Consider the following 20,062-nt stretch of genomic DNA (forward strand, 5'->3'; position numbering starts at 1 on the left):
AAAATCGAGATTATGCGCATTCTTATCGTAGGTGCCGGCGCAACCGGCGGCTATTTCGGCGCGCGCCTGGCGCAGGCTGGACGTGATGTCACTTTTCTGGTGCGCGAGCGCCGTTTTCAGCAGCTAAAGGAGAACGGGCTGGTGCTGCGAACCCCGCAGGGGGTGGAGAAACTGCAGCCGCAGCTGGCGCAGGCGGGCTCGCTGGCGGGGGTGTACGATCTGATTATCCTGACGGTCAAGAGTTTTGGCCTGGCGCAGGCGCTGGAGGACATCGCACCTGCCATCGGCGAACAAACGCTGATCATGCCTGTGCTGAACGGCATGCGTCATATCGACACCCTGCGCGAACGCTTTGGTGACAAGGTGATTGGCGGACTGGTAAAAATCAACGCTACGCTGGGTGAACAGGGTGAGATCGTGCAGATGACCCCCCTGCATCAGATCTACTACGGCGCGCTGGACGGTAATAACGACGCGCGCCTGCAGCGCGTGGATGAGTCGCTGCGCGCGGCCAGCGTTGACACCATTTTTTCCGACAACATTATCGGCGAGCTGTGGGAGAAGTGGCTGCTGCTGAGCACGCTCGGCGCGGTCTGCTGTCTGGCGCGGGGTGACACACAGCAGGTGTTGACCTCAGCCGGCGGTGAAGCGCTGCTGCGTGACCTTTTCAGCGAAGTGCTGGCGACCATCACGGCCGATGGCTATCAGCCGCGTCCGGCGGTCACGGCAAAAATCTTCGCGCTGCTCAATAACCCGGCAACGCCGATGACTTCCTCTATGTACCGCGATCTGTCACAGGGTTATGAGATTGAGGCGGAGCAGGTGATTGGCGATCTGGTACGGCGTGCTGCGCAACATGGCGTCAGCGTACCGCTGCTTAACGCGGTCAACGTTAATCTCCAGGTCTACCTCAGGGGGCGTTGATTATCGCTCTGCTGCCAGCCGATCCTGTCTGGCAGGCAGCGACATCAGGCGGTGCCCGGCGGCAATAAGGTTAAGATCCTGAACAGCCTTGTTGGGTAAGCCGCCTGTCACCTGCGGGTCAGAGGGAACGCAGGCGTGACAGAACAGCCTGACACGCCAAAATTTTGCTACACTGGCCGCCTCTGTCCTGTGGAGAAATCAATGACTTCTCGCGCCATTACGCTTGACGACGTCGCCCGCCTTGCTGGCGTCTCCTATCAGACCGTTTCTCGTGTGCTGAACCACTCGCCGCAGGTATCGCCGCGCACCCGGGCGAAAGTGGAAGCAGCCATGCAGCAGCTTAACTACGTGCCAAACCGTGTGGCGCAGCAACTGGCGGGCAAAGCCACACGCACGCTGGGACTGGCCACCAGCGATCTGGCGCTGATGGCCCCGGCGCAAATTGCCTCAGCGATCCAGCAGCGCGCCAGCCGCGCCGGGTATCATCTGGTCATTGCGATGCACAGCCATAACAGTGCGGCGGATACCGTTAATGAACTGCTGGCGCAGCGTGTAGATGCGCTGATGATTAACCTGCCGCTGGCGGCCAGTGACGCCGAGCAGATCCTGACCCTGTGCGGCAGCAAACCGGTGCTGTTTATGGACGTGGCACCTGAAGCGGCGGTCCCGCAGTGCCAGTTCTCGAATGCACAGGGTGCACGCGCCGCGGTGGAACATCTGGTCGCGCTGGGGCATCGACAGATTGGTCTGCTCAACGGGCCGCCACAGGCGATCTCTGCCCGGATCCGCGAAGCGGCGTGGCGAGAGGCGCTGGCGGCGCACCAGCTGACGCCTGTCTGCGTATTGCAGGGTGACTGGAGCGCGCAGTCTGGCTATCAGGCGATGCTGCAACAGTTGCCGCATCGCCTGCCGCAGGCGCTGCTGGTGGCGAATGACCAGATGGCGCTGGGCGCGATGCGTGCGCTGCATCAGCACGGCGTGGCCATTCCCGCCCAGATCTCTGTTACCGGCTATGATGACACGGCAGAAAGCGCCTGGTATCAGCCGCCGCTGACCACGGTGCGTCAGGATCTGCACGCGCTGGGTGAAGAGAGTGTCGAGAGGCTGCTGGCGCAGTTAGAGGATCGCCCACCGCCGCAGAAACGGCTGGAACCGGTACTGGTGCTGCGCGAAACCACCGCCGCGCCGGGCACGCTCTCGCCCAGCCTGGCGACGCTGGCACAGCAGCTTCAGCATATTGCGCGCCAGCTGGAAAGCCGCTGAAAAGATTTTCAGGCAAAAAAAAACCCACGCTCTGGCGTGGGTTTCAGTGATTTGACGCGCTATCAGTGCCCTTTCGGCTCGCCCATTGATTTCAGTTTTTTCGACAGATCGCGGCGCTCTTTCGACAGATCGGCGTTTTTGATGATGTACTCATCGACGCGGTCTTCGTAGTCAGAACGCATAGAGGCGATAATTTCCTGAATCGCTTCAATGCTCATGCCCGGTTTAATGTACTCGCTCAGGTTGTCCAGCAGCAGGACACGCTTCTGGTTATCGCGGATTTTCTTTTCGTTATCCGTGATTTCACGCTGCAGTTTGTTTTTACGACGGAACATACGCACAAACTCCAGTACGTCCTGAAATGATTGCTTGGCATTTTCCATGGTGGCACCTTTTATTGGGCCTGCTTACGCAGGGAGTAGAGTCATAACCTTCAGCTTAGCGGTTCGCCAGCCGGGGCGACAATTGTCGCCGCTAAAATCGGACTGGCGCTTATCTTAGCGCAAAGATTATGGCTTTCACATTAAGTCATTGTACCTGGTGATTATTTGCGCAGCGCCAGACGAAGCAGATCGGTCATGCGCTCCAGCTGCTTCGCCAGCTCCAGGCTCAACCAGACATAGCCGTAGATGGGCGTCTCCTCCAGACGTTCGCTGCCCGCTTCAGCAATCAGCTGCTTCAGCTCGCGGGTAATTTCTGTCAGCTCGTGGCTACTGGCTACGACGTCGTCGGTTTCCCCGCGCAGCGCCAGCACCGACAGCGCATGCAGCGTTTTCTCCGTCATCTGCTGCGTGCGGCGCAGCGTTGGCGCGTTGACCATGAGCAGGTGGCTCTCGCGCGAGGCCCACCAGGCTTCGATCTGCATCTCGACCGTATTGACCATGTTGCGGTTAATGGTCTGAATCGCTTCAAACACCGATTTCGGAATGCGCGTCTCTTTGCTGGCGGGCACCAACAGCGCGCGCATTTTGACGACGCTGGTCAGCAGTTTGCCCACCGGTTTTTTCAGGCGGGGTTTTTCAATCAGATTGGGGGAAAAACCAGCGTGGTAAATTTTGGCCATTTCAGCCAGCGCGTCCGATAGCTGGATACGCCAGTGGGTATAGGCGCGCTGCGCCCAGATCGCGCTGAAGAGCAGCGCCAGCAGCGAGCCGAGAATCACATCGCCGCCGCGCCACAGCGCCACGGTAAAGTCACCCGCTGGCGCACCCACCACGACGCTGAGCGTAATGCCAATAAGCAGCGCCATATAGGGATGTTTGCCCAGCGTCAGATAGCCGCATACCATCATGACGATGCCGCACCAGACGAGCATCACCGGCAGCGACATCAGCTCCAGCTTCAGGGCAATCAGGCCCGATATCGATCCGGCAAAGGTGCCGCAAATGCGCTGTATGGCGCGCGGAAAAACGTTGCCCCAGGTAGAAATCGGCCCCATCACCACGACCAGCGTAATCAGCGGCCAGGTGCCTTCGGGTATTCCGGTCAGGCGCACCAGCAAAAAGGTCAGCACAAAGGCGATGGCGATGCGCACACCATGCACGCTGCGATAGTGGCGATATAACCAAAACTCTATCTTCGATATGGGCTTATCAGGGCGCAAAATGGTTTTCCGGCTATGGATCATAAAGTGCGTTATTTTATCCCATGACGTTGCTAAGGCTTAATGGCGCTTCTACATTTCAATACAGTTTTGACACCTTCTTACAATTATCAACACTGGCTTTACAAGCCTTATAAATCACAAAAACAACCACATCACCACTTCTTTAAATTTCGTTTGTTTGATAACACGACTAAAGGAAGCAACATGAAAAAAAGAGCCAAAACGCTGCCGGGCGTCACGCGACGGCAGGTGCTGACCTGGTCTACGCTGGGGATCGCTGCCACCGTGACCCAGGCGGCTGATGCCGTCTCTCTGAAAGGCTCTCCCGGCTGGACCCCCTTCGCCGATAACCCGCCCGAAACCTTTGACCAGCCCGGCTGGCTCTTTTTTACCGATGATGAAGCCCACACCATTGAAGCGATTGTTGACCGGCTGATCCCCGCCGATGAGCTCAGCGTCGGCGGCAAAGAGGCAGGCTGCGCGCGGTTTATCGATCGCCAGCTGCACGGCTTTTACGGCACCTTTGAGCGCCTTTATATGGACGGCCCGTTTCAGAAAGGTACGCCCGAGCAAGGTGACCAGTCGCCGCTGGTGCCTCAGCAGCGCTACCGCCAGGGCATTGCGGCGCTGAACCGCTACGTGCAGCAGACTTCACAAAAATCTTTTACAGCGTTAACTCCCGAGCAACAGGACGCGCTGCTGGCCGCCATGGAAGCGGGCAAGGTCCATTTTGACGGCGTTGATGCCCAGTCACTGTTTATCGAGGTGCTCAATAACACCATGGAAGGCTTCTTTGCCGATCCCATTTACGGCGGCAACCGGGATATGGCGTCGTGGAAAATGCTGGGCTTTCCCGGCGCGCGCTATGACTACCGCCCCTATATCGAACGTCACAACGAAGATCTGCACCTTGAACCGCTCAGCATTGGACAGTGGAAAGCAAAGGATAAGCCATGAAAAAACTACCTAAAACGGATGTCGTGGTGATTGGCCTCGGCTGGGCGGGATCGATTATTGCCAATGAGCTGGCCGATGAAGGGCTGGAAGTGATCGGCATTGAGCGCGGCCCGTGGCGCGATACCGCACGCGACTTCAATATCGGGACTGTTACCGACGAACTACGCTATGTTATGCGCGAAGAGTTGATGCTGCGTACGCGCCAGAATACCTGCACCATGCGCAATAACCCGTCGCAGACCGCACTGCCGATGCGTACCTGGGGATCGTTCCATCCCGGCAACGGCACCGGCGGCGCAGGCAACCACTGGGCGGGCATTACCTTTCGCTTTCAGCCACACGAGTTTCAGCTGAAAAGCCACCTGACCGAACGCTATGGCGCCGATGCCCTGCCCGATGAGCTGGTGTTGCAGGACTGGGGCACGACCTGGGAAGAGATGGAGCCGCACTATATGCAGTTTGAGCGCGTGGCGGGAACCTCTGGCTATGCGGGCAATCTGAACGGCGAGAAGCGCGCGGGCGGTAACCCGTTTGAAGGGCCACGCAGCGGCGAGTATCCCACGCCACCGCTGCGCCAGCCCTATGGCCCCACGCTGTTTGCTCAGGCGGCAAAAGAGATGGGCTATCAGCCTTTTCCCGTTCCCTCTTCACTGGTTTCGGAAGCCTATACCAACCCCTATGGCGTGACGATGGGGCCCTGCACCTTCTGCGGCTTCTGTACCAATTACGGTTGCGCCAACTACTCCAAGGCCAGCGCCATTACCACAATATTGCCCGCGCTGATGCGCAAAGAGAATTTTACCGCTTACACCAACTGCGAAGTGCTGGAGGTGCTGACCGACTCCACCGGCAAAAAGGCCACCGGCGTCACCTATATCGACTCCTCCGGCGATAAATGGGAACAGCCTGCCGACCTGGTGATTGTCGCGGCCTTTACCTTTGAAAACGTGCGGCTGATGCTGCTCTCTAAGATTGGTGAAGCCTACGATCCGGTCACGAACAGAGGCACAACCGGTCGCAACTACGCCTATCAGACCGCGAATAACGTCACGCTGTTTTTCGACGACAAGAATTTCAATCCCTTTATCGGCGCAGGCGCGGTCGGCATGGGTATCGACGAATTCAACAATGATAACTTTGACCATAGCGGGCTGGGCTTTTTGGGAGGAGGCAGCATCCGCGTCACGCCAATTGGCGCGGCGCCGATCGGCTATCGTCCGCTGCCGCCCGGCACGCCTAAGTGGGGATCGAAATGGAAGCGCGCGCTGAAAGATAATTATCTCAGCACCATGTCGATTGGCTGCGAGGCGAGCAGCTATACCACGCGTACTAACTATCTTTCGCTCGATCCCAACTATACCGATCCGCACGGACGTCCGCTGCTGCGCATCACCTTTGACTTTGCGCAGAACGACCTGAAGATGGCGCAGTACTGCACCGGCAAAGTTGCTGAGATTGCCAAATCGATGAATCCTCGCGAGATGATTGTGAAACCGATGACCGGCCACTGGAGCAGCGTGCCCTATCAGTCCTCACACGTTGTGGGCGGATTTGTCATGGGGGCCGATCCCAGCACGAGTTCGGTGAACAAACATCTTCAGGTCTGGGACGTTCCGAACCTGTTTGTCGTCGGCGCATCAGCCTTCCCGCAGAACCCCGGCTATAACCCGACCGGCACCGTAGGCGCGCTGGCGTTCAAGGCGGCCCACGCGATCCGCACCTGGTATCTGCAACGTCCCGGGGAGATGATTACCGCATGAAAACGCTGAATGCTCTCTCTGCCGCGCTGCTGCTGGCTGCCAGCTTCAGCAGCCAGGCCCAGCCGGAATACGATCAGTATGCCCGTGGCAGCTACATCGCCACGCTGGGTGACTGCACCGCCTGCCACACCACCGATTCCCGACAGCCCTATGCAGGCGGGGTAAAAATTAATACGCCGTTTGGCGTGCTGGCTGGCGCAAACATCACGCCGGATCGCGAAACCGGCATTGGTAACTGGAGCTACGACGATTTCCGGCGCGCCATGACCGAAGGCATCGGCCACGGCGGCAAGCGGCTCTATGGCGCGATGCCGTTTACCGCCTACACCAAAATGTCTGAGCAGGATCTCGCCGATCTCTGGGCCTGGATGCAAACGCTACAGCCGATCCATCATGAAGTGGAGACCAACCAGCTCCCCTTCCCGTTCAATATCCGCACCAGCCTGATAGCCTGGAACTGGCTGAACTTTGATAAGGGAACCTTTGTCCCTGATCCCGCTCAGTCAGCAGAGTGGAATCGCGGTGCTTATCTGGTGCAGGGGCTGGGCCACTGCGGCACCTGCCACACCTCGAAAAACTTTCTTGGTGGCGACAAAAACAGCCGTTTCCTGAGCGGCAGCGAGGTAGAAGGCTGGTACGCGCCTAGTCTCAGCGCAGATGCCCATACGGGTCTGGGCAAATGGTCGCAGGAGGATATTGTCAGCTATCTGCGCACCGGGGTTAACCGTTATGACATCGCCTCCGGTCCGATGGCGGACGCCGTTCGCCACTCGACGCAGTACTGGCGCGACGAGGATCTGAAAGCGGTGGCCACCTTCCTGAAAGCGGGTAAAACTCATGATGAAGCGGTGCCGCAGCCGCTGGCCGCCAGCGATGACCGCATGAAGCTCGGCGCACAGATTTATGAGGCGAAGTGCTCTGCCTGCCATAGCCCTGGCGGGCGCGGCGAGAAGAATATCTTCCCGCAGCTGGCCTCCAACCCGCTGATCAATCAGCCAGACGCAATCTCGCTGATCCGTGTAGTGAGTGCGGGCAGCCGCGGCGTCGATACTGACGCGCGCCCTACCGCCCCCGCAATGCCTGCTTTCGCGGGCGTGCTGGATGATGAGCAGATCGCTGCGGTGCTGACCTTTATACGCAACAGCTGGGGCAACGCCGCCGCGCCGGTATCGGCGAGCGACGTGAAAAAGGTGAAAGAGGAACTGAAGTAAGTGTACAGGCGGCACGGAGGCCGCCTGTCTGCATCAGAATTTCTGTTTCAGATAGTCCTGAACACGGGTGATCACACCCGCTTTTTCCACTGCGTTCAGCGCCACCAGCGGATAGCTCGCCAGCTGTTTATCTTTGTCGATCACCTGAATCTCACCGATGATTTCATTGGCCTTCAGCGGCGCTTCGAGATCTTTGCGGTTGATTACATATTTTGCCTTCACGTTCTGGATTTCGCTACGCGGCAGCGACAGGAAGACGTCGTCTGCGGTACCCACTTCAACGCTGTGCGGGCTACCGTACCAGACATTTTCTGTGCCAATTTTTTTACCGGCGTGGAACAGCTGCACGGTATCAAAGGTGTTCTGCCCCCAGACCAGCAGCTTGCGCGCCTGTTCTTCACGCCCTTTCGGGCTTTTGCCGCCCATAACTACCGCGATCAGACGATGCTGGCCGACCACGTTAGAGGCGATGATATTGAAGCCCGCCGTTTCGGTATGGCCGGTTTTCAGGCCGTCGACGTGCAGATTGTTGTCCCACAGCAGCCCGTTGCGGTTGTTCTGGGTGATGCCGTTCCAGGTAAGGGTTTTCTCGCTGTACATGGCGTAGAAATCGGGTTCGCCATTAATAATGGCGCGCGACAGCTTCGCCATATCCCGCGCGGAGGAGAACTGGCCCGGTGCGTCAAGGCCGTGCACGGTCTCGAAGTGCGTATTAGTCAGGCCCAGCTTCTGTACGTACTGATTCATCATATTGACGAAATTCTGCTGACTGCCCGCCACATAGTCAGCCAGCGCCACGCAGGCGTCGTTGCCGGAGTCGATGATGACGCCGCGGCTGAGGTCGCGTACGGTAATTTTGTCGCCAGGCTTAATAAACATCAGCGAAGAGCCTTTAAAGACCGGATTGCCCGCCGCCCAGGCGTCTTTGCCGACGGGGACAATATCGTCACGGGTGATCTTTTTTGCGTCAATGGCGCGATCGACCACATAGCCGGTCATCAGCTTGGTCAGGCTGGCAGGGTTACGGCGCTCGTCTGGATTGCCGGCGGTCAGCACCTGTCCAGTGGTGGCGTCCATGAGTACCCAGGAGGCGGCATCGATCGACGGTGGCGTCAGGGGAAACGGCATATCGTCGGCCTGGGCCAGCGAAGCCAAAAAGAGAGTTGCGGTTACAGTGATCAACAGACGCCTTTTCAACACTTCATCCTCAAGGTTACGGGGAAAACAGCGGCTCGTTTTACGGCAAAAGGCATAAACAGGTTTGATTAAATTGAAAAAAAATGTGATCGCCTGCGGAGCAAGTCGCAAAACGGTCTCTTTTCGCTTTTCCTGCTTACGCGGCATCACGCATTCTTACCTGAAATATCGTTGTCTTAATTCAACGCTTTCATTGCGCTCTTGCCCCGGTTGAAGAGAGGTTATGGTGGATATAACCCCCCCTCAATGGCACCAGCAGGTGCTTTTGAATAGTAAAGTGTGACGCTTTTGCGGGAGCATAGCTGGATGCTGGTTCGCGTAAGCGGAAGCTCCTCCGATAAACAGTGATGTGAGTAAACATGAGGGTAACCCCGTCAGGCTTAACATTACCCTGCCGCAGCTCCTGCTGACGCGTCCCGACCGCTTTGTGGCATCCTGTAAAGCGTCTGGCTCCAGAAACGGTTTTTAGCTGAAATCGCGCATCGCGCGCGGGCACAAGTCTGAGCCGCCACCCGTTTTACAGCCCCGGCGCGCGCGCCTTTCATTACCGACCTGCCTCAGACGCCGGTATGGTTGTGACCAGCGACGCAAGCGACTATGCTGTGCGTTGTTTTCTCAGTACAGGATATGCTCGTGCCCGCCTCTGAACGCACTTTTCTCTTTCACGATTACGAGACCTTCGGCAAAAGTCCGTCGCTGGATCGCCCGGCGCAGTTTGCCGCGCTGCGCACCGACAGCGATTTTAACCCTGTCGGCGAGCCGCAGATTTTCTACTGTCGTCCTGCCGATGATTACCTGCCACAGCCGGAAGCGGTAATGATCACCGGCATTACGCCACAGGTCGCGCGCGCGCGCGGCGTATCGGAAGCGGAGTTCGCCGCCCGGATCTATGCGCTCTTTACCGAAGAGCAAACCTGCATAGTGGGCTACAACAATGTGCGCTTCGATGACGAGGTCACGCGCAATATCTTCTACCGCAACTTTTTTGATCCCTACGGCTGGAGCTGGCAGAACGGCAATTCGCGCTGGGATCTGCTTGATGTGATGCGCGCCTGCTACGCGCTGCGTCCCGACGGCATTGTCTGGCCGGAAAATGAGGACGGCTTTCCCAGCTTTAAACTGGAGCATCTCACCAAAGCCAACGGTGTCGCACACGAGAACGCGCACGATGCGATGTCTGACGTTCACGCCACGCTGGCGATGGCGAAGCTGGTGAAAGAGAAACAGCCGAAGCTGTTTGAGTTCCTGTTTACGCATCGCAATAAAAACAAGCTGATGACGCTAATCGACATTCCGCAGATGAAGCCGCTGGTGCACGTCTCCGGCATGTTCGGCGCGGCCCGCGGCAATACCAGCTGGGTCGTGCCGCTGGCGTGGCATCCGGATAATCGAAACGCGCTGATCGTGGCCGATCTGGCCGGTGATATGACGCCATTGCTTGAGCTGGACGCGGATGCGCTGCGCGAGCGGCTCTACACGCGTAAAAGCGATCTGGCTGACGACGAAGCAGCCGTGCCGATTAAGCTGGTGCATATCAACAAGTGCCCGGTACTGGCGCCCGCCAACACGCTGCGCCCGGAAGACGCCGCGCGTCTGGGTATCGATCGTGAAGGCTGCCTGGCGAATCTGGCGCTGTTGCGTCAGCATGCCGAAGTACGTGAAAAAGTGGTCACCCTGTTCGCCGAGGCTGAGCCCTTTACCGCGCCGGACGATGTCGACGCCCGGCTTTACGACGGATTCTTTAGCGATGCCGACCGTGCAAATATGAATATCCTGCGCCAGACCGCGCCCGCGAATCTGCCCGCCATGGACCTTGCTTTCCAGGATGAACGGGTGGCGAAGCTGCTGTTCCGCTATCGCGCACGCAACTTTCCAGGCACGCTGGATGATGCCGAGCAGCAGCGCTGGCTGCAGCACCGTCGCGACGTCTTAAACGCGGAGCGCGTGCAGGCGTTTTTACTGGAGCTGGAGTCGCTGGCAAGCCTGTACGAAGGGGATGCAGATAAGATGGCGCAGTTGAAAGCGCTTTATCTCTACGCGCAGGAGCTGGTTTCTTAATAACCAGATCGCTGCTTTTTTGCTCTTCACTCAGGGCCAAAGAAGTGCCAGAATCGGGCAAGGACGCCCGATATATCACAAGGAAAGGAGATCGCTATGTGTGCTGCTGTATCAAAATCTGCCAAAAACTGTGTTGCTTTTCTGACCCCCCTGCTTGTCATCTGGCTGTTACATCACTCTTCTCTTCCGCTACGATGCATGTCAGCCAGGCCAGCCAACGCCGCCATTTTTTGCTGACCATTCTGGGCATGCGTCAATTTCTGCTGACGCTCTGGCACGTTATCCACTGGTATCAAAACGGTCCGCGCGCAGATAAAAAGCCGCCTGAAGACGGCTCCTGGGTGCGTCGGCAGTGCCACGTGCACGGTCAGCATCACCCCCGCCATCGGCAGGCCAAACTTCAGCGGCGACACGCGCGCCACTTTGGTAAAGCCATAAATCAGCGGGATCACAATGATAAAGCCCACCTCAAAGAATACCGGAATATCGAGGATAAAGGCCGCCATGGTCAGGGCCGCAACGGTATGCCTGATGCCAAGACTTTTACTGAAACGCTGAGCCAGCGACTCTGCGCCGCCTGAAGCCTCAATCACCGCGCCGAGCATCGCCCCCAGCACAATGATAATCGCAATATGACCAAGCAGGCCGCCCATGCCGCTCATGATGGTTTCCATAATCTTTTCAGCCGGAATGCCCGTCGCGATAGCGACCAGCAGACTGACGATAAGCAGGGCCACGAAGGGGTGAACTTTGGCTTTAATGACCAGCAGCAGCAGGATAACCAAGGTGACGGTGAAACAGACGGTCAGCGACGTCAGCAGCAAGCGCGTGCTGCTGAGCGACAGCTCGAAGTACAACAAGATTGCGACTTTCCTGGCGCTGCCGCTGCGCTGTTTCGACACCATTATTACCGATGCACAGCTCAGCGCCGCGGGACGCCGCGCGCTCAGTGAAGGCAGCTGGGAACTGGTGCTGGCGGAGTAAGCGACGCGCCGCGCATAAAAAAAGGGTGAGGCTTACGCCCCACCCTTTTTTCATCGCCAGCGAATCAGACTTCTTCGCTGTACTGCGGCACCGGATGACGGAAGCTGCGGGTAACAAACGCGAGGTAGATAATCCCCACGGCAGCCCAAATCAGGCCCAGCACCATTGAGCTCTCTTCCAGGTTGATCCACAGTGCGCCCACCGTCAGCGCGCCGAGCACCGGCAGCACCAGATAGTTGATATGGTCGCGCAGCGTACGGTTACGCTTTTCGCGGATCCAGAACTGAGCGATCACCGACAGGTTAACGAAGGTGAACGCCACCAGCGCACCGAAGTTGACCAGCGCGGTTGCCGTCACCAGGTCAAAGTGGATAGCCATCAGCGCCACGGCACCGACCAGCAGCACGTTCAGCGACGGGGTACGCCATTTCGGATGGATATAGCCGAAGAAACGCTCCGGGAACACGCCATCACGGCCCATCACATACATCAGGCGCGATACGCCTGCATGCGCCGCCATACCGGAAGCCAGTACGGTCACCACAGAGAAGATCAGAATGCCGAACTGCAGCACATGCCCTGCGACGTACAGCATGATTTCAGGCTGTGACGAATCCGGATCCTTAAAGCGTGAAATATCCGGAAAATAGAGCTGCAGGAAGTACGATGACACGATAAAGATCAGGCCACCAATCAGCGCGGTCAGGAAAATGGCGCGCGGAATTGTGCGCTCTGCGTCCTGCGTCTCCTCAGAGAGTGAGCTGATGCCATCAAAGCCAAGGAACGAGAAGCAGAGGATCGTCGCGCCGGTAATCATTGGCACCACGTGCGCGTCAGCAGACCAGAACGGCTGGGTGCTGGTGAGCGTCCCCGCGCCTTCGCCGTGCGCCACGCCATAGATCACCATGCCGGTAATACCAATCATCACCACAACCTGCAGCACCACGATCACGCTGTTAAAATTGGCTACCGTTTTGATGCCGCGCAGGTTTGACAGCGTCATGAACGCCACCAGCAGCACCACGAAAATCCATGACGGAATGCCAGGGATCAGCGCTTCAAAGTAGTTTTTCGCCAGCAGAATGTTGATCATCGGCATGAACAGGTAGTCCAGCAGCGATGACCAGCCGACCATAAAGCCGACGTGCGGGCTGATTGCCTTCTGTGCATAGGTATAAGCGGAGCCCGCAGATGGGAAGCGGCGTACCAGCTTACCGTAGCTCAGAGCGGTAAACAGAATCGCAATCAGCGCAAAGGCGTAGGCGGTAGCAACGTGCCCGCTGGTCAGACCCGAAACGATACCGAACGTATCAAACAGGGTCATCGGCTGCATGTAGGCAAGGCCAATCATAACGACCGGGAGCAGAGTCAGTGTTTTTTTCAGGTGTGCACGCTGCGGTGCTGAGGTATCAATCGACATGTTTCAGACCTCCCTGCGCTGCAACCAGACCGGTTTGCATCACGGGAGTGAGGAAGGTGGCATTGAGTGCCAGCGCGGCGCCGTAGTCATCACGGAAACGAGAACCAGCGCGAGCTGGTTGAATGAATAACATCCCCATCTTTGTATCCTCAGTTCTTACGCTTACGCGTTTTTAACGTGTATCTGTCCGGGCGTGCCCGGCCTCATGCGAGTCGGTTAGGTATATGCAAAAAAAATAACCGAGGCTCTGATAAGCATCGGTTATATTCGTATTTTTGCAGGCCGCGTATTCTGCCCCAAAAGCACGGCAAAAAACAAGGCCTGCGGCCTGGGCTAACCACTTTTTTTCATGCGTTTTTAAGCATCCAGTCAATTTCCGTCGCGGTAACCAGCCGCTCGAACTGCATCAGTTCATGACGCTTGCAGCTGTGCCAGACCGCGCCGAAGCGCTCACCCAGTAGTTTTTGTAATGGATAGCTGCTTTCGAACTCATACAGCGCATCGCTCTGGCGCACCGGCAGCGGAATGCCATCCGCCTCGTGGCCGTTGCCCTGAACCGGCTGCGGCAGCGGCAGCGCGGTGTCCAGCCCGTGCAGGATGCCCGCCAGAATAGCCGACATCACCAGGTAGGGGTTGGCATCCGCGCCCGCTACTCGATACTCTACGCGGTGGTTATCCACGTCCCCACAGGGGATGCGCAGCGCGACGGTGCGGTTATTATGACCCCAGGAGGCGCGCATCGGCACGTAGGCTTCCGGTACAAAACGCCGATAGGCGTTAACGTTGGGCGCCAGCAGCGCCATCGACGCCGGCATTAAATCGAGCATCCCCGCCAGCGCCCGTTTCAGCAGCGGCGAATCGCTGCCGTCGTCGGTGGCAAAGGCATTATGATCCGCGGCGTCCAGCATACTGATATGCACATGCATGCCGCTGCCTGCATATTCTTCATAAGGTTTCGCCATAAATGTAGCGGTCATACCGTGATTTTCAGCGACCTGCCGGATGAGCCTTTTCAGCTGTACCGCGTGATCACAGGCGCTCAGCACGTCGCGCGTATGGTGCAGGTTGATTTCGAACTGCCCGGGCGACGCTTCCGCCAGCGCGCCGTCAGCAGGAATATTCTGCTGACGGGCCAGCGCGTCGATATCGCGCAGGACATCGCCAAAATGGTCAAGGTTGTCGACCGAGTAGACCTGGCTCTGCATATTGCGCTCATTGCTGCCCGGCGCGCAGGGCGGCTGAATATAGCCTTCGGCGTCGCGGGTTTTGTCTACCAGATAGAACTCCAGCTCTACCGCTACCACCGGAAAGAGTCCTCGGTTGCGCAGCTGCTGCCACAGCCGGTTCAGGACATTGCGGGGTTCAACGTCAAAGGGAGTGCCATCTTGGTTACACATGGTCAGCAGGAGCTGAGCAATGCGCTGGGGAGCGGAAGCAGAGGGAACTAAGGTGCCAGGGACCGGCATGCAGAGGTTGTCAGGTTCGCCAAGAGATTGTCCAAGTCCGGCCTCTTCGACGGTGTTGCCGAGAATATCCATAGCGAAAACTGAGGCCGGGAAATAACACCCTTTTTCCAGCTTCGCCAGCGCGCTGACCGGGATCCGTTTACCGCGGAAAACTCCATTTAAATCGTTTAATAAAATATCGACGTATTGCGTTTCCGGATGGCGTTCCAGCCAGTTTTTCACCTCTAGCTGGAACGCGCTGGTTCGTCTCTCTTCACTGTGACGCGTGAAGTCTTCTACTTCCACGAGGTTCGTCATATCCCACCCGCCTTCTACCGTTAGTTGGTTTGCGCAATGCTCAAAATAACAGCCACTCCTCTAACATAGCGCCAACACAAAAAGTGTGCAAATGTAACAAATCTGTTTGAGAAACAATCAGCGCATTGCTAGATTGAAAAAATATTGCACAGTTTTACCCGCAGCCTGCCCGATCGGTGAATTTTTTGAACAGCGAGTCGAGGAATAAGATGGGCAATATTTTTAACAATCCCTTGATTGGCGTGGTGATGTGTCAGATTGACAGTGGTGGTCACCCTGCCCAGTCGGTCCATAACAAATATCTGGCGGCGATCGCCCAGGCCGGGGGCGTGCCTCTGGCCCTGCCCCATCAGCTGTGCGCCACCCCTTCTCTGTTAGAACAGGCGCTGGCGGTGCTCGACGGCATTTTGCTAACCGGCAGCCCGAGCAATATCGAACCCTGGCACTATGGCGAAGAGGGCAATGAGCCGCATGCCGATCCGGGCCGCGACCGCCTCGCCTTCGCGGTTATTACCTGGGCAACCCCCCGCAAGATGCCGCTGCTGGGTATCTGTCGCGGATTACAGGAGCTGGTGGTGGTCAACGGCGGCGCACTGTGGCGCGATCTTGATCAGCAAAAGAGGCTGCTGCCGCATCACACAGCGATGACTCAGCCGCTCGGCGTGCAGTATGCCCCTGCCCATGATGTTTTTCCCGAGCCGGGTGGCCTGCTGGCGACGCTGCTGGGCGACGATGCGCCGCTGGCGGTGAACTCACTGCACCATCAGGGCATCCGCGAGCCGGGCCCGCAGCTGCGCGTTGAGGCGCGTGCCCCTGACGGTCTGATCGAGGCAGTCAGTCTGCGCCATCATCCCTTTGCCCTTGCGGTGCAGTGGCACCCGGAATGGCAGCCCGAACACAACGACGCCTCGCGCGCGCTTTTCGCGGGGTTTATCCACGCCGCCCAGCACTACCAAAAGGAAAAAACACCATGAACGATGCCGCTCTGGCCCCCGGAAGACGCTTATCGCAGATCCGGCAAGAGTTGGGATTGTCTCAGCGCCGCGCCGCTGAACTGTCAGGTTTAACCCACAGCGCCATCAGCACCATAGAACAGGACAAAGTCAGCCCGGCGGTCAGCACATTACAAAAGCTGTTAAAGGTTTATGGCCTGTCGCTGTCTGAGTTTTTTTCTGAGCCTAAACATCACGATGCGCCCAAAGTGATTGTCCGGCCCGACGATCTGGTAGAGATCGGTAGTCAGGGGGTCTCACTGAAGCTGGTTGACAATGGTCAGGCGACGCGCTCACTGGGTATGCTGCTGGAAATCTATCAGCCCGGGGCCAGCACCGGCGAAAAGCTACGCCATCCCGGCGAAGAGATCGGCACGCTGCTGGAGGGAGAAATTACGCTGGTGGTGAACGGGCAATGTTTTCACCTGAACGCGGGCGAAAGTTATGTAATTGATACCGGGCTGCCGCACAGCTTTACTAATCTCTCTGCGCAGCCCTGCCGCATCGTCAGTGCCCATACGCCCGCCAATTTCTGATGGATTCGCATGCAGGAGGTTGTGATGAAACACGTTGAAAGCTACTACGCCGCAACGGCCAACGCCCACGCACCCTGGCCGACGCTGCAGGAGCGTATCCAGTGCGACGTCTGTATCATCGGCGCAGGGTTTACCGGGCTGTCCGCTGCGCTCTTTCTGACGGAGGCGGGCTATGACGTCGTGGTGCTGGAAGCGGCACGCGTCGGCTTCGGTGCCAGCGGCCGCAACGGCGGCCAGGTGGTCAACTCCTATAGCCGCGACGTGGATGTCATTGAGCAGCGCTACGGTAAAGAGAGCGCACGCCTGCTCGGCAGCATGATGTTTGAAGGCGCGGAGATCATTCGCGACCGCATCGATCGCTACGCCATCGCCTGCGACTACCGACCCGGCGGTATTTTTGCCGCGCTTAATCCACGCCAGATGAACCATCTGGTCAAGCAGCAGCAGCTGTGGGAAAAGTACGGCAATGCCGATCTGGAGTTGCTGGACGAACGCGGCATCCGCCGTGAAATCGCCACCGATCGCTATGTTGGCGGCCTGCTGGATCGACGCGGTGGTCACCTGCATCCGCTTAATCTGGCGCTGGGCGAAGCGGAAGCGATTCGTCGCCACGGCGGGCGCATTTATGAGGGATCCGCCGCAACGGCGGTGAAATATGGTGCGCCCAACCGGGTGCAGACCGCACAGGGTGAGGTGAGCGCGACCTTTGTTATTTTTGCCGGTAATGCCTATCTGCCTTCACAGCTGGAGCCGCGTCTGGCGCGCAAAAGCATGGCGTGCGGCTCGCAAATCGTCACCAGCGAGCCGTTGAGCCGCGACCAGGCACTGGCACTACTGCCCAATAATCACTGCGTGGAAGACTGTAACTACTTGCTCGACTATTTCCGTCTGACAGCGGATAACCGGCTGCTCTATGGCGGCGGCGTAGTCTACGGCGCGCGTGAGCCGCAGGACATTGACGCGCTGATCCGCCCTAAACTGCTGCGAACTTTTCCCCAGCTGCGCGATATCACCTTCAGCCACCGCTGGAGCGGCAACTTCCTGCTGACCCTCTCCCGCCTGCCGCAGTTTGGGCGTCTGGAGCATAACGTCTACTTTATGCAGGGCGACAGCGGCCACGGCGTCACCTGCACGCACCTGGCAGGCAAGCTGATTTGCGAGGCGCTACGCGGCGATGCCGAGCGTTTTGATGCCTTTGCGAAACTGCCGCACCTGCCTTTTCCCGGCGGACGGCGCTTCAAGGTGCCGCTGACGGCGATGGGCGCCGCCTGGTACGCGCTACGCGACCGGCTCGGCGTCTAGGCACCGCGCGTTACGCCAGCGGCATCTTCGCCGGATCGTCGTAACAATATTCAAACCCCAGCTCATGACAAATGCGCGAGCCGTCGACCAGTTTGCCCGTTTCGCCTGACGCTGACGGCAGAAAGGTCGGCGGCGTCAGGCCGAGCTGACGCGAAACCTGCGGATAGAAGTCCGCGCGCGCGGGATGCTTCGGCGCGCACAAGTTGTAGATCCGCCCCCCCCTGGGCGTTTGCAGCAGCAGCGTAATCGCGCTGACGACATCATCCAGGTGCACCAGATTGACGCCGTGTGTGCCCCTATCCAGCCCGGTTTTGCCCGCCAGGAAACGCCCGGGATGACGGTCAGGCCCGACCAGTCCCGCGAGACGCAGAATATCGACCTGGGTTCCCGGCAGATCGTGCAGCCAGTTCTCCAGCACCGTCAGGGTTTTGCCGGCCACCGTTTCTGGCTGACGCGGGCTGCTCTCTTTCACCACGCCGCTGCCGCCGCCGTAAACTGAGGTGGAGCTGGTAAAGATAATGCGCGGCACCTGACAGGCCAGCGCCGTATCCACCACGTTCTGCACCGCCTGCATGTACTGTTCACCGCCTTCCACCGTGCGGCTGGCGGGCAGCGTCACCACCAGCGCGTCAACGCGGAACAGCGTCTCCAGATCCTCTGCCTCGCACACCATCTCTGGCGTCAGCTGCAGCTGCACGGCATCGATGCCGCAGCGCCGCGCAGCCTCTACGCCGTCTGGCGTGGTTTTGCTGCCGGTGACCTGCCAGCCGCGTGCGGTTAAGGCAATCCCCAGCGGCATGCCCAGCCAGCCCAGACCTGTAATTGCGACCTTTTTCATCATCCCTCCTGCGCCTGCCTCATTGCCGTTTATCTTAGTGCGGGCAGCCCGTGAACCGCAAAGGTTAAAAAAGGGTTGCGCCGCGTCAATATCTTCGCTAGGTTAATCAGCACGCAAATGAATATTCATTCAGCAACGGAATTAATTATGACACGCGTTCAGTTCAACCATCATCACCACCATCACCCTGACTAGTCTTTCAGGCGATGAGTGCTGGGAGACGTTCAGATCTTCCAGTGGTGCGAACGCAAAGAGAACCCCCGGAAGATCGCCTTCCGGGGGTTTTTTTATGGACTGACGATAACCGCTTTTCAGACAGGAATGAAACAGAGGACAGGACCGATGTTAGATAACAAGCGAATTCGCATAGCTATGCAGAAATCTGGCCGTTTAAGCGATGATTCACGCGAACTGCTGGCGCGCTGCGGCATTAAAATCAACCTGCAGCAGCAGCGCCTGATTGCCTTCGCAGAGAACATGCCGATCGACATTCTGCGCGTGCGCGATGACGATATTCCCGGTCTGGTGATGGACGGTGTGGTCGATCTCGGCATCATTGGCGAAAACGTGCTGGAAGAAGAGCTGCTGACGCGCCGTGCCCAGGGCGAAGATCCGCGCTACTTCACCCTGCGCCGCCTGGATTTTGGTGGCTGCCGCCTGTCGCTGGCGATGCCGGTTGACGAAGAGTACAGCGGCCCACAGTGCCTGAATAATGCCCGCATCGCGACCTCTTACCCTCACCTGCTGAAACAGTATCTCGATAAAAAAGGCCTTAACTTCAAACCCTGCATGCTGAATGGCTCAGTGGAAGTGGCCCCCCGCGCCGGCCTGGCTGACGCCATTTGCGACCTGGTTTCTACCGGCGCGACGCTGGAGGCGAACGGCCTGCGTGAAGTCGAAGTGATCTACCGCTCTAAAGCGGTACTGATCCAGCGCGACGGCGAAATGGCGGCAGAAAAACAGGAGCTGATCGACAAGTTGATGACGCGTATTCAGGGCGTAATCAAAGCGCGCGAATCGAAATACATCATGATGCACGCGCCAAGCGATCGCCTGGAAGAGGTGATTGAGCTGTTGCCCGGTGCCGAGCGCCCCACCGTGCTGCCGCTGGCAGGCGATCAGAGCCGCGTAGCGATGCACATGGTGAGCAGTGAAACCCTGTTCTGGGAAACCATGGAAAAACTGAAAGCGCTCGGGGCCAGCTCGATTCTGGTTCTGCCGATTGAAAAGATGATGGAGTAGATCATGTCT

The 20,062-nt window shown here is 58.1% G+C and carries 18 protein-coding genes, 2 pseudogenes and 1 other annotated feature; of the genes and pseudogenes, 12 read left to right on the forward strand and 8 right to left on the reverse strand.

The features are described from left to right. Positions 1–12: 12 nt before the first annotated feature. On the forward strand, positions 13–924 hold the full coding sequence (locus HP564_RS06030; RefSeq protein ID WP_371241166.1) for a ketopantoate reductase family protein: 912 nt from the start codon (positions 13–15) through the stop codon (positions 922–924). Positions 925–1,125: 201 nt separating this feature from the next. Further along, positions 1,126–2,187 carry a LacI family DNA-binding transcriptional regulator gene (locus tag HP564_RS06035; protein WP_371241168.1) on the forward strand — a complete coding sequence of 354 codons (1,062 nt, stop codon included), beginning with the start codon at positions 1,126–1,128 and terminating at the stop codon, positions 2,185–2,187. Positions 2,188–2,249: 62 nt separating this feature from the next. Here HP564_RS06035 and HP564_RS06040 read toward each other — a convergent pair whose 3' ends face one another. Continuing rightward, positions 2,250–2,570 carry a DUF496 family protein gene (locus HP564_RS06040; protein ID WP_371241170.1) on the reverse strand — a complete coding sequence of 107 codons (321 nt, stop codon included), beginning with the start codon at positions 2,568–2,570 and terminating at the stop codon, positions 2,250–2,252. 161 nt (positions 2,571–2,731) lie between these two features. Then, positions 2,732–3,790, reverse strand: coding sequence for an FUSC family protein (locus HP564_RS06045; RefSeq protein ID WP_371241172.1), 1,059 nt, complete (start codon positions 3,788–3,790; stop codon positions 2,732–2,734). 207 nt (positions 3,791–3,997) lie between these two features. Here HP564_RS06045 and HP564_RS06050 point away from each other — a divergent pair, with 207 nt between their 5' ends. From HP564_RS06050 to HP564_RS06060, 3 genes are read left to right on the forward strand one after another with little or no spacing between them, the layout of a single operon-like run. Beyond that, positions 3,998–4,750: a gluconate 2-dehydrogenase subunit 3 family protein gene (locus HP564_RS06050; protein ID WP_371241174.1), complete on the forward strand. Its 753-nt coding sequence runs from the start codon at positions 3,998–4,000 to the stop codon at positions 4,748–4,750. Then, a complete protein-coding gene (locus HP564_RS06055; RefSeq protein WP_371241176.1) occupies positions 4,747–6,510 on the forward strand; it encodes a GMC family oxidoreductase in 1,764 nt (587 codons plus the stop codon). Before HP564_RS06050 ends, HP564_RS06055 begins: the two co-directional genes overlap by 4 nt. Beyond that, positions 6,507–7,721, forward strand: a complete 1,215-nt coding sequence (locus tag HP564_RS06060) for a cytochrome c (RefSeq protein WP_371241178.1) — start codon at positions 6,507–6,509, stop codon at positions 7,719–7,721. The genes HP564_RS06055 and HP564_RS06060 overlap by 4 nt, the downstream gene beginning before the upstream one ends. Before the next feature lie 33 nt (positions 7,722–7,754). On the opposite strand, the gene dacD is transcribed toward HP564_RS06060, so the two are convergent. Next, complete coding sequence (gene dacD / locus HP564_RS06065) at positions 7,755–8,918, reverse strand: serine-type D-Ala-D-Ala carboxypeptidase DacD (protein ID WP_371242000.1); 1,164 nt, start codon at positions 8,916–8,918, stop codon at positions 7,755–7,757. A 627-nt stretch (positions 8,919–9,545) separates the two neighbouring features. Here dacD and sbcB point away from each other — a divergent pair. Then, positions 9,546–10,976 carry an exodeoxyribonuclease I gene (gene sbcB, locus HP564_RS06070; RefSeq protein ID WP_371241180.1) on the forward strand — a complete coding sequence of 477 codons (1,431 nt, stop codon included), beginning with the start codon at positions 9,546–9,548 and terminating at the stop codon, positions 10,974–10,976. Positions 10,977–11,308: 332 nt separating this feature from the next. Here the strand turns inward: sbcB and HP564_RS06075 are convergent. Next, positions 11,309–11,821, reverse strand: a pseudogene (locus tag HP564_RS06075) (transporter); the annotation flags it as partial. Between HP564_RS06075 and HP564_RS06080 the strand changes: the two are divergent. Next, positions 11,760–11,960 (forward strand): annotated as a pseudogene (locus HP564_RS06080) (DeoR family transcriptional regulator); the annotation flags it as partial. The pseudogenes HP564_RS06075 and HP564_RS06080 overlap by 62 nt on opposite strands. A 64-nt stretch (positions 11,961–12,024) precedes the next feature. Here the strand turns inward: HP564_RS06080 and HP564_RS06085 are convergent. The 3 genes from HP564_RS06085 to HP564_RS06095 form a co-directional block, all read right to left on the reverse strand. After that, the gene (locus HP564_RS06085) at positions 12,025–13,380 is read right to left on the reverse strand and encodes an APC family permease (protein ID WP_371241182.1); all 1,356 of its coding nucleotides are present in this window, start codon (positions 13,378–13,380) and stop codon (positions 12,025–12,027) included. Then, positions 13,370–13,513, reverse strand: a complete 144-nt coding sequence (locus HP564_RS06090) for a hypothetical protein (protein WP_371241184.1) — start codon at positions 13,511–13,513, stop codon at positions 13,370–13,372. The genes HP564_RS06085 and HP564_RS06090 overlap by 11 nt, the downstream gene beginning before the upstream one ends. A gap of 214 nt (positions 13,514–13,727) precedes the next feature. Beyond that, positions 13,728–15,143: a glutamine synthetase family protein gene (locus HP564_RS06095; RefSeq protein ID WP_371241186.1), complete on the reverse strand. Its 1,416-nt coding sequence runs from the start codon at positions 15,141–15,143 to the stop codon at positions 13,728–13,730. A gap of 209 nt (positions 15,144–15,352) precedes the next feature. Between HP564_RS06095 and puuD the strand changes: the two genes are divergently transcribed. Genes puuD through HP564_RS06110 form a run of 3 tightly spaced genes read left to right on the forward strand, consistent with a single transcriptional unit; the run spans position 15,353 to position 17,973 of the window. Continuing rightward, positions 15,353–16,117, forward strand: a complete 765-nt coding sequence (puuD, locus tag HP564_RS06100) for a gamma-glutamyl-gamma-aminobutyrate hydrolase (RefSeq protein WP_371241188.1) — start codon at positions 15,353–15,355, stop codon at positions 16,115–16,117. Continuing rightward, positions 16,114–16,671 (forward strand): HTH-type transcriptional regulator PuuR, encoded by a 558-nt coding sequence (gene puuR / locus HP564_RS06105; protein WP_371241190.1) that lies wholly within the window; start codon positions 16,114–16,116, stop codon positions 16,669–16,671. Before puuD ends, puuR begins: the two co-directional genes overlap by 4 nt. 24 nt (positions 16,672–16,695) lie before the next feature. Beyond that, positions 16,696–17,973: an NAD(P)/FAD-dependent oxidoreductase gene (locus HP564_RS06110; RefSeq protein ID WP_371241192.1), complete on the forward strand. Its 1,278-nt coding sequence runs from the start codon at positions 16,696–16,698 to the stop codon at positions 17,971–17,973. 10 nt (positions 17,974–17,983) lie between these two features. Here the strand turns inward: HP564_RS06110 and HP564_RS06115 are convergent, their stop codons facing one another. Next, entirely contained in the window at positions 17,984–18,811 is an 828-nt protein-coding gene (locus tag HP564_RS06115) for an SDR family oxidoreductase (protein WP_371241193.1), read from the reverse strand. 147 nt (positions 18,812–18,958) lie between these two features. Here HP564_RS06115 and hisL point away from each other — a divergent pair, with 147 nt between their 5' ends. Both hisL and hisG read left to right on the forward strand, forming a co-directional pair. After that, a complete protein-coding gene (hisL, locus tag HP564_RS06120; RefSeq protein ID WP_100396937.1) occupies positions 18,959–19,006 on the forward strand; it encodes a his operon leader peptide in 48 nt (15 codons plus the stop codon). Further along, positions 18,982–19,102 (forward strand) — a sequence feature (His leader region). Its footprint overlaps the gene before it by 25 nt. 51 nt (positions 19,103–19,153) lie before the next feature. Beyond that, positions 19,154–20,053 (forward strand): ATP phosphoribosyltransferase, encoded by a 900-nt coding sequence (gene hisG / locus HP564_RS06125; RefSeq protein WP_371241194.1) that lies wholly within the window; start codon positions 19,154–19,156, stop codon positions 20,051–20,053. The last annotated feature ends 9 nt before the right edge of the window (positions 20,054–20,062 follow it).

It is taken from the genome of Pantoea sp. KPR_PJ (assembly GCF_041386365.1).
Taxonomy (GTDB): Bacteria; Pseudomonadota; Gammaproteobacteria; order Enterobacterales; family Enterobacteriaceae; genus Pantoea.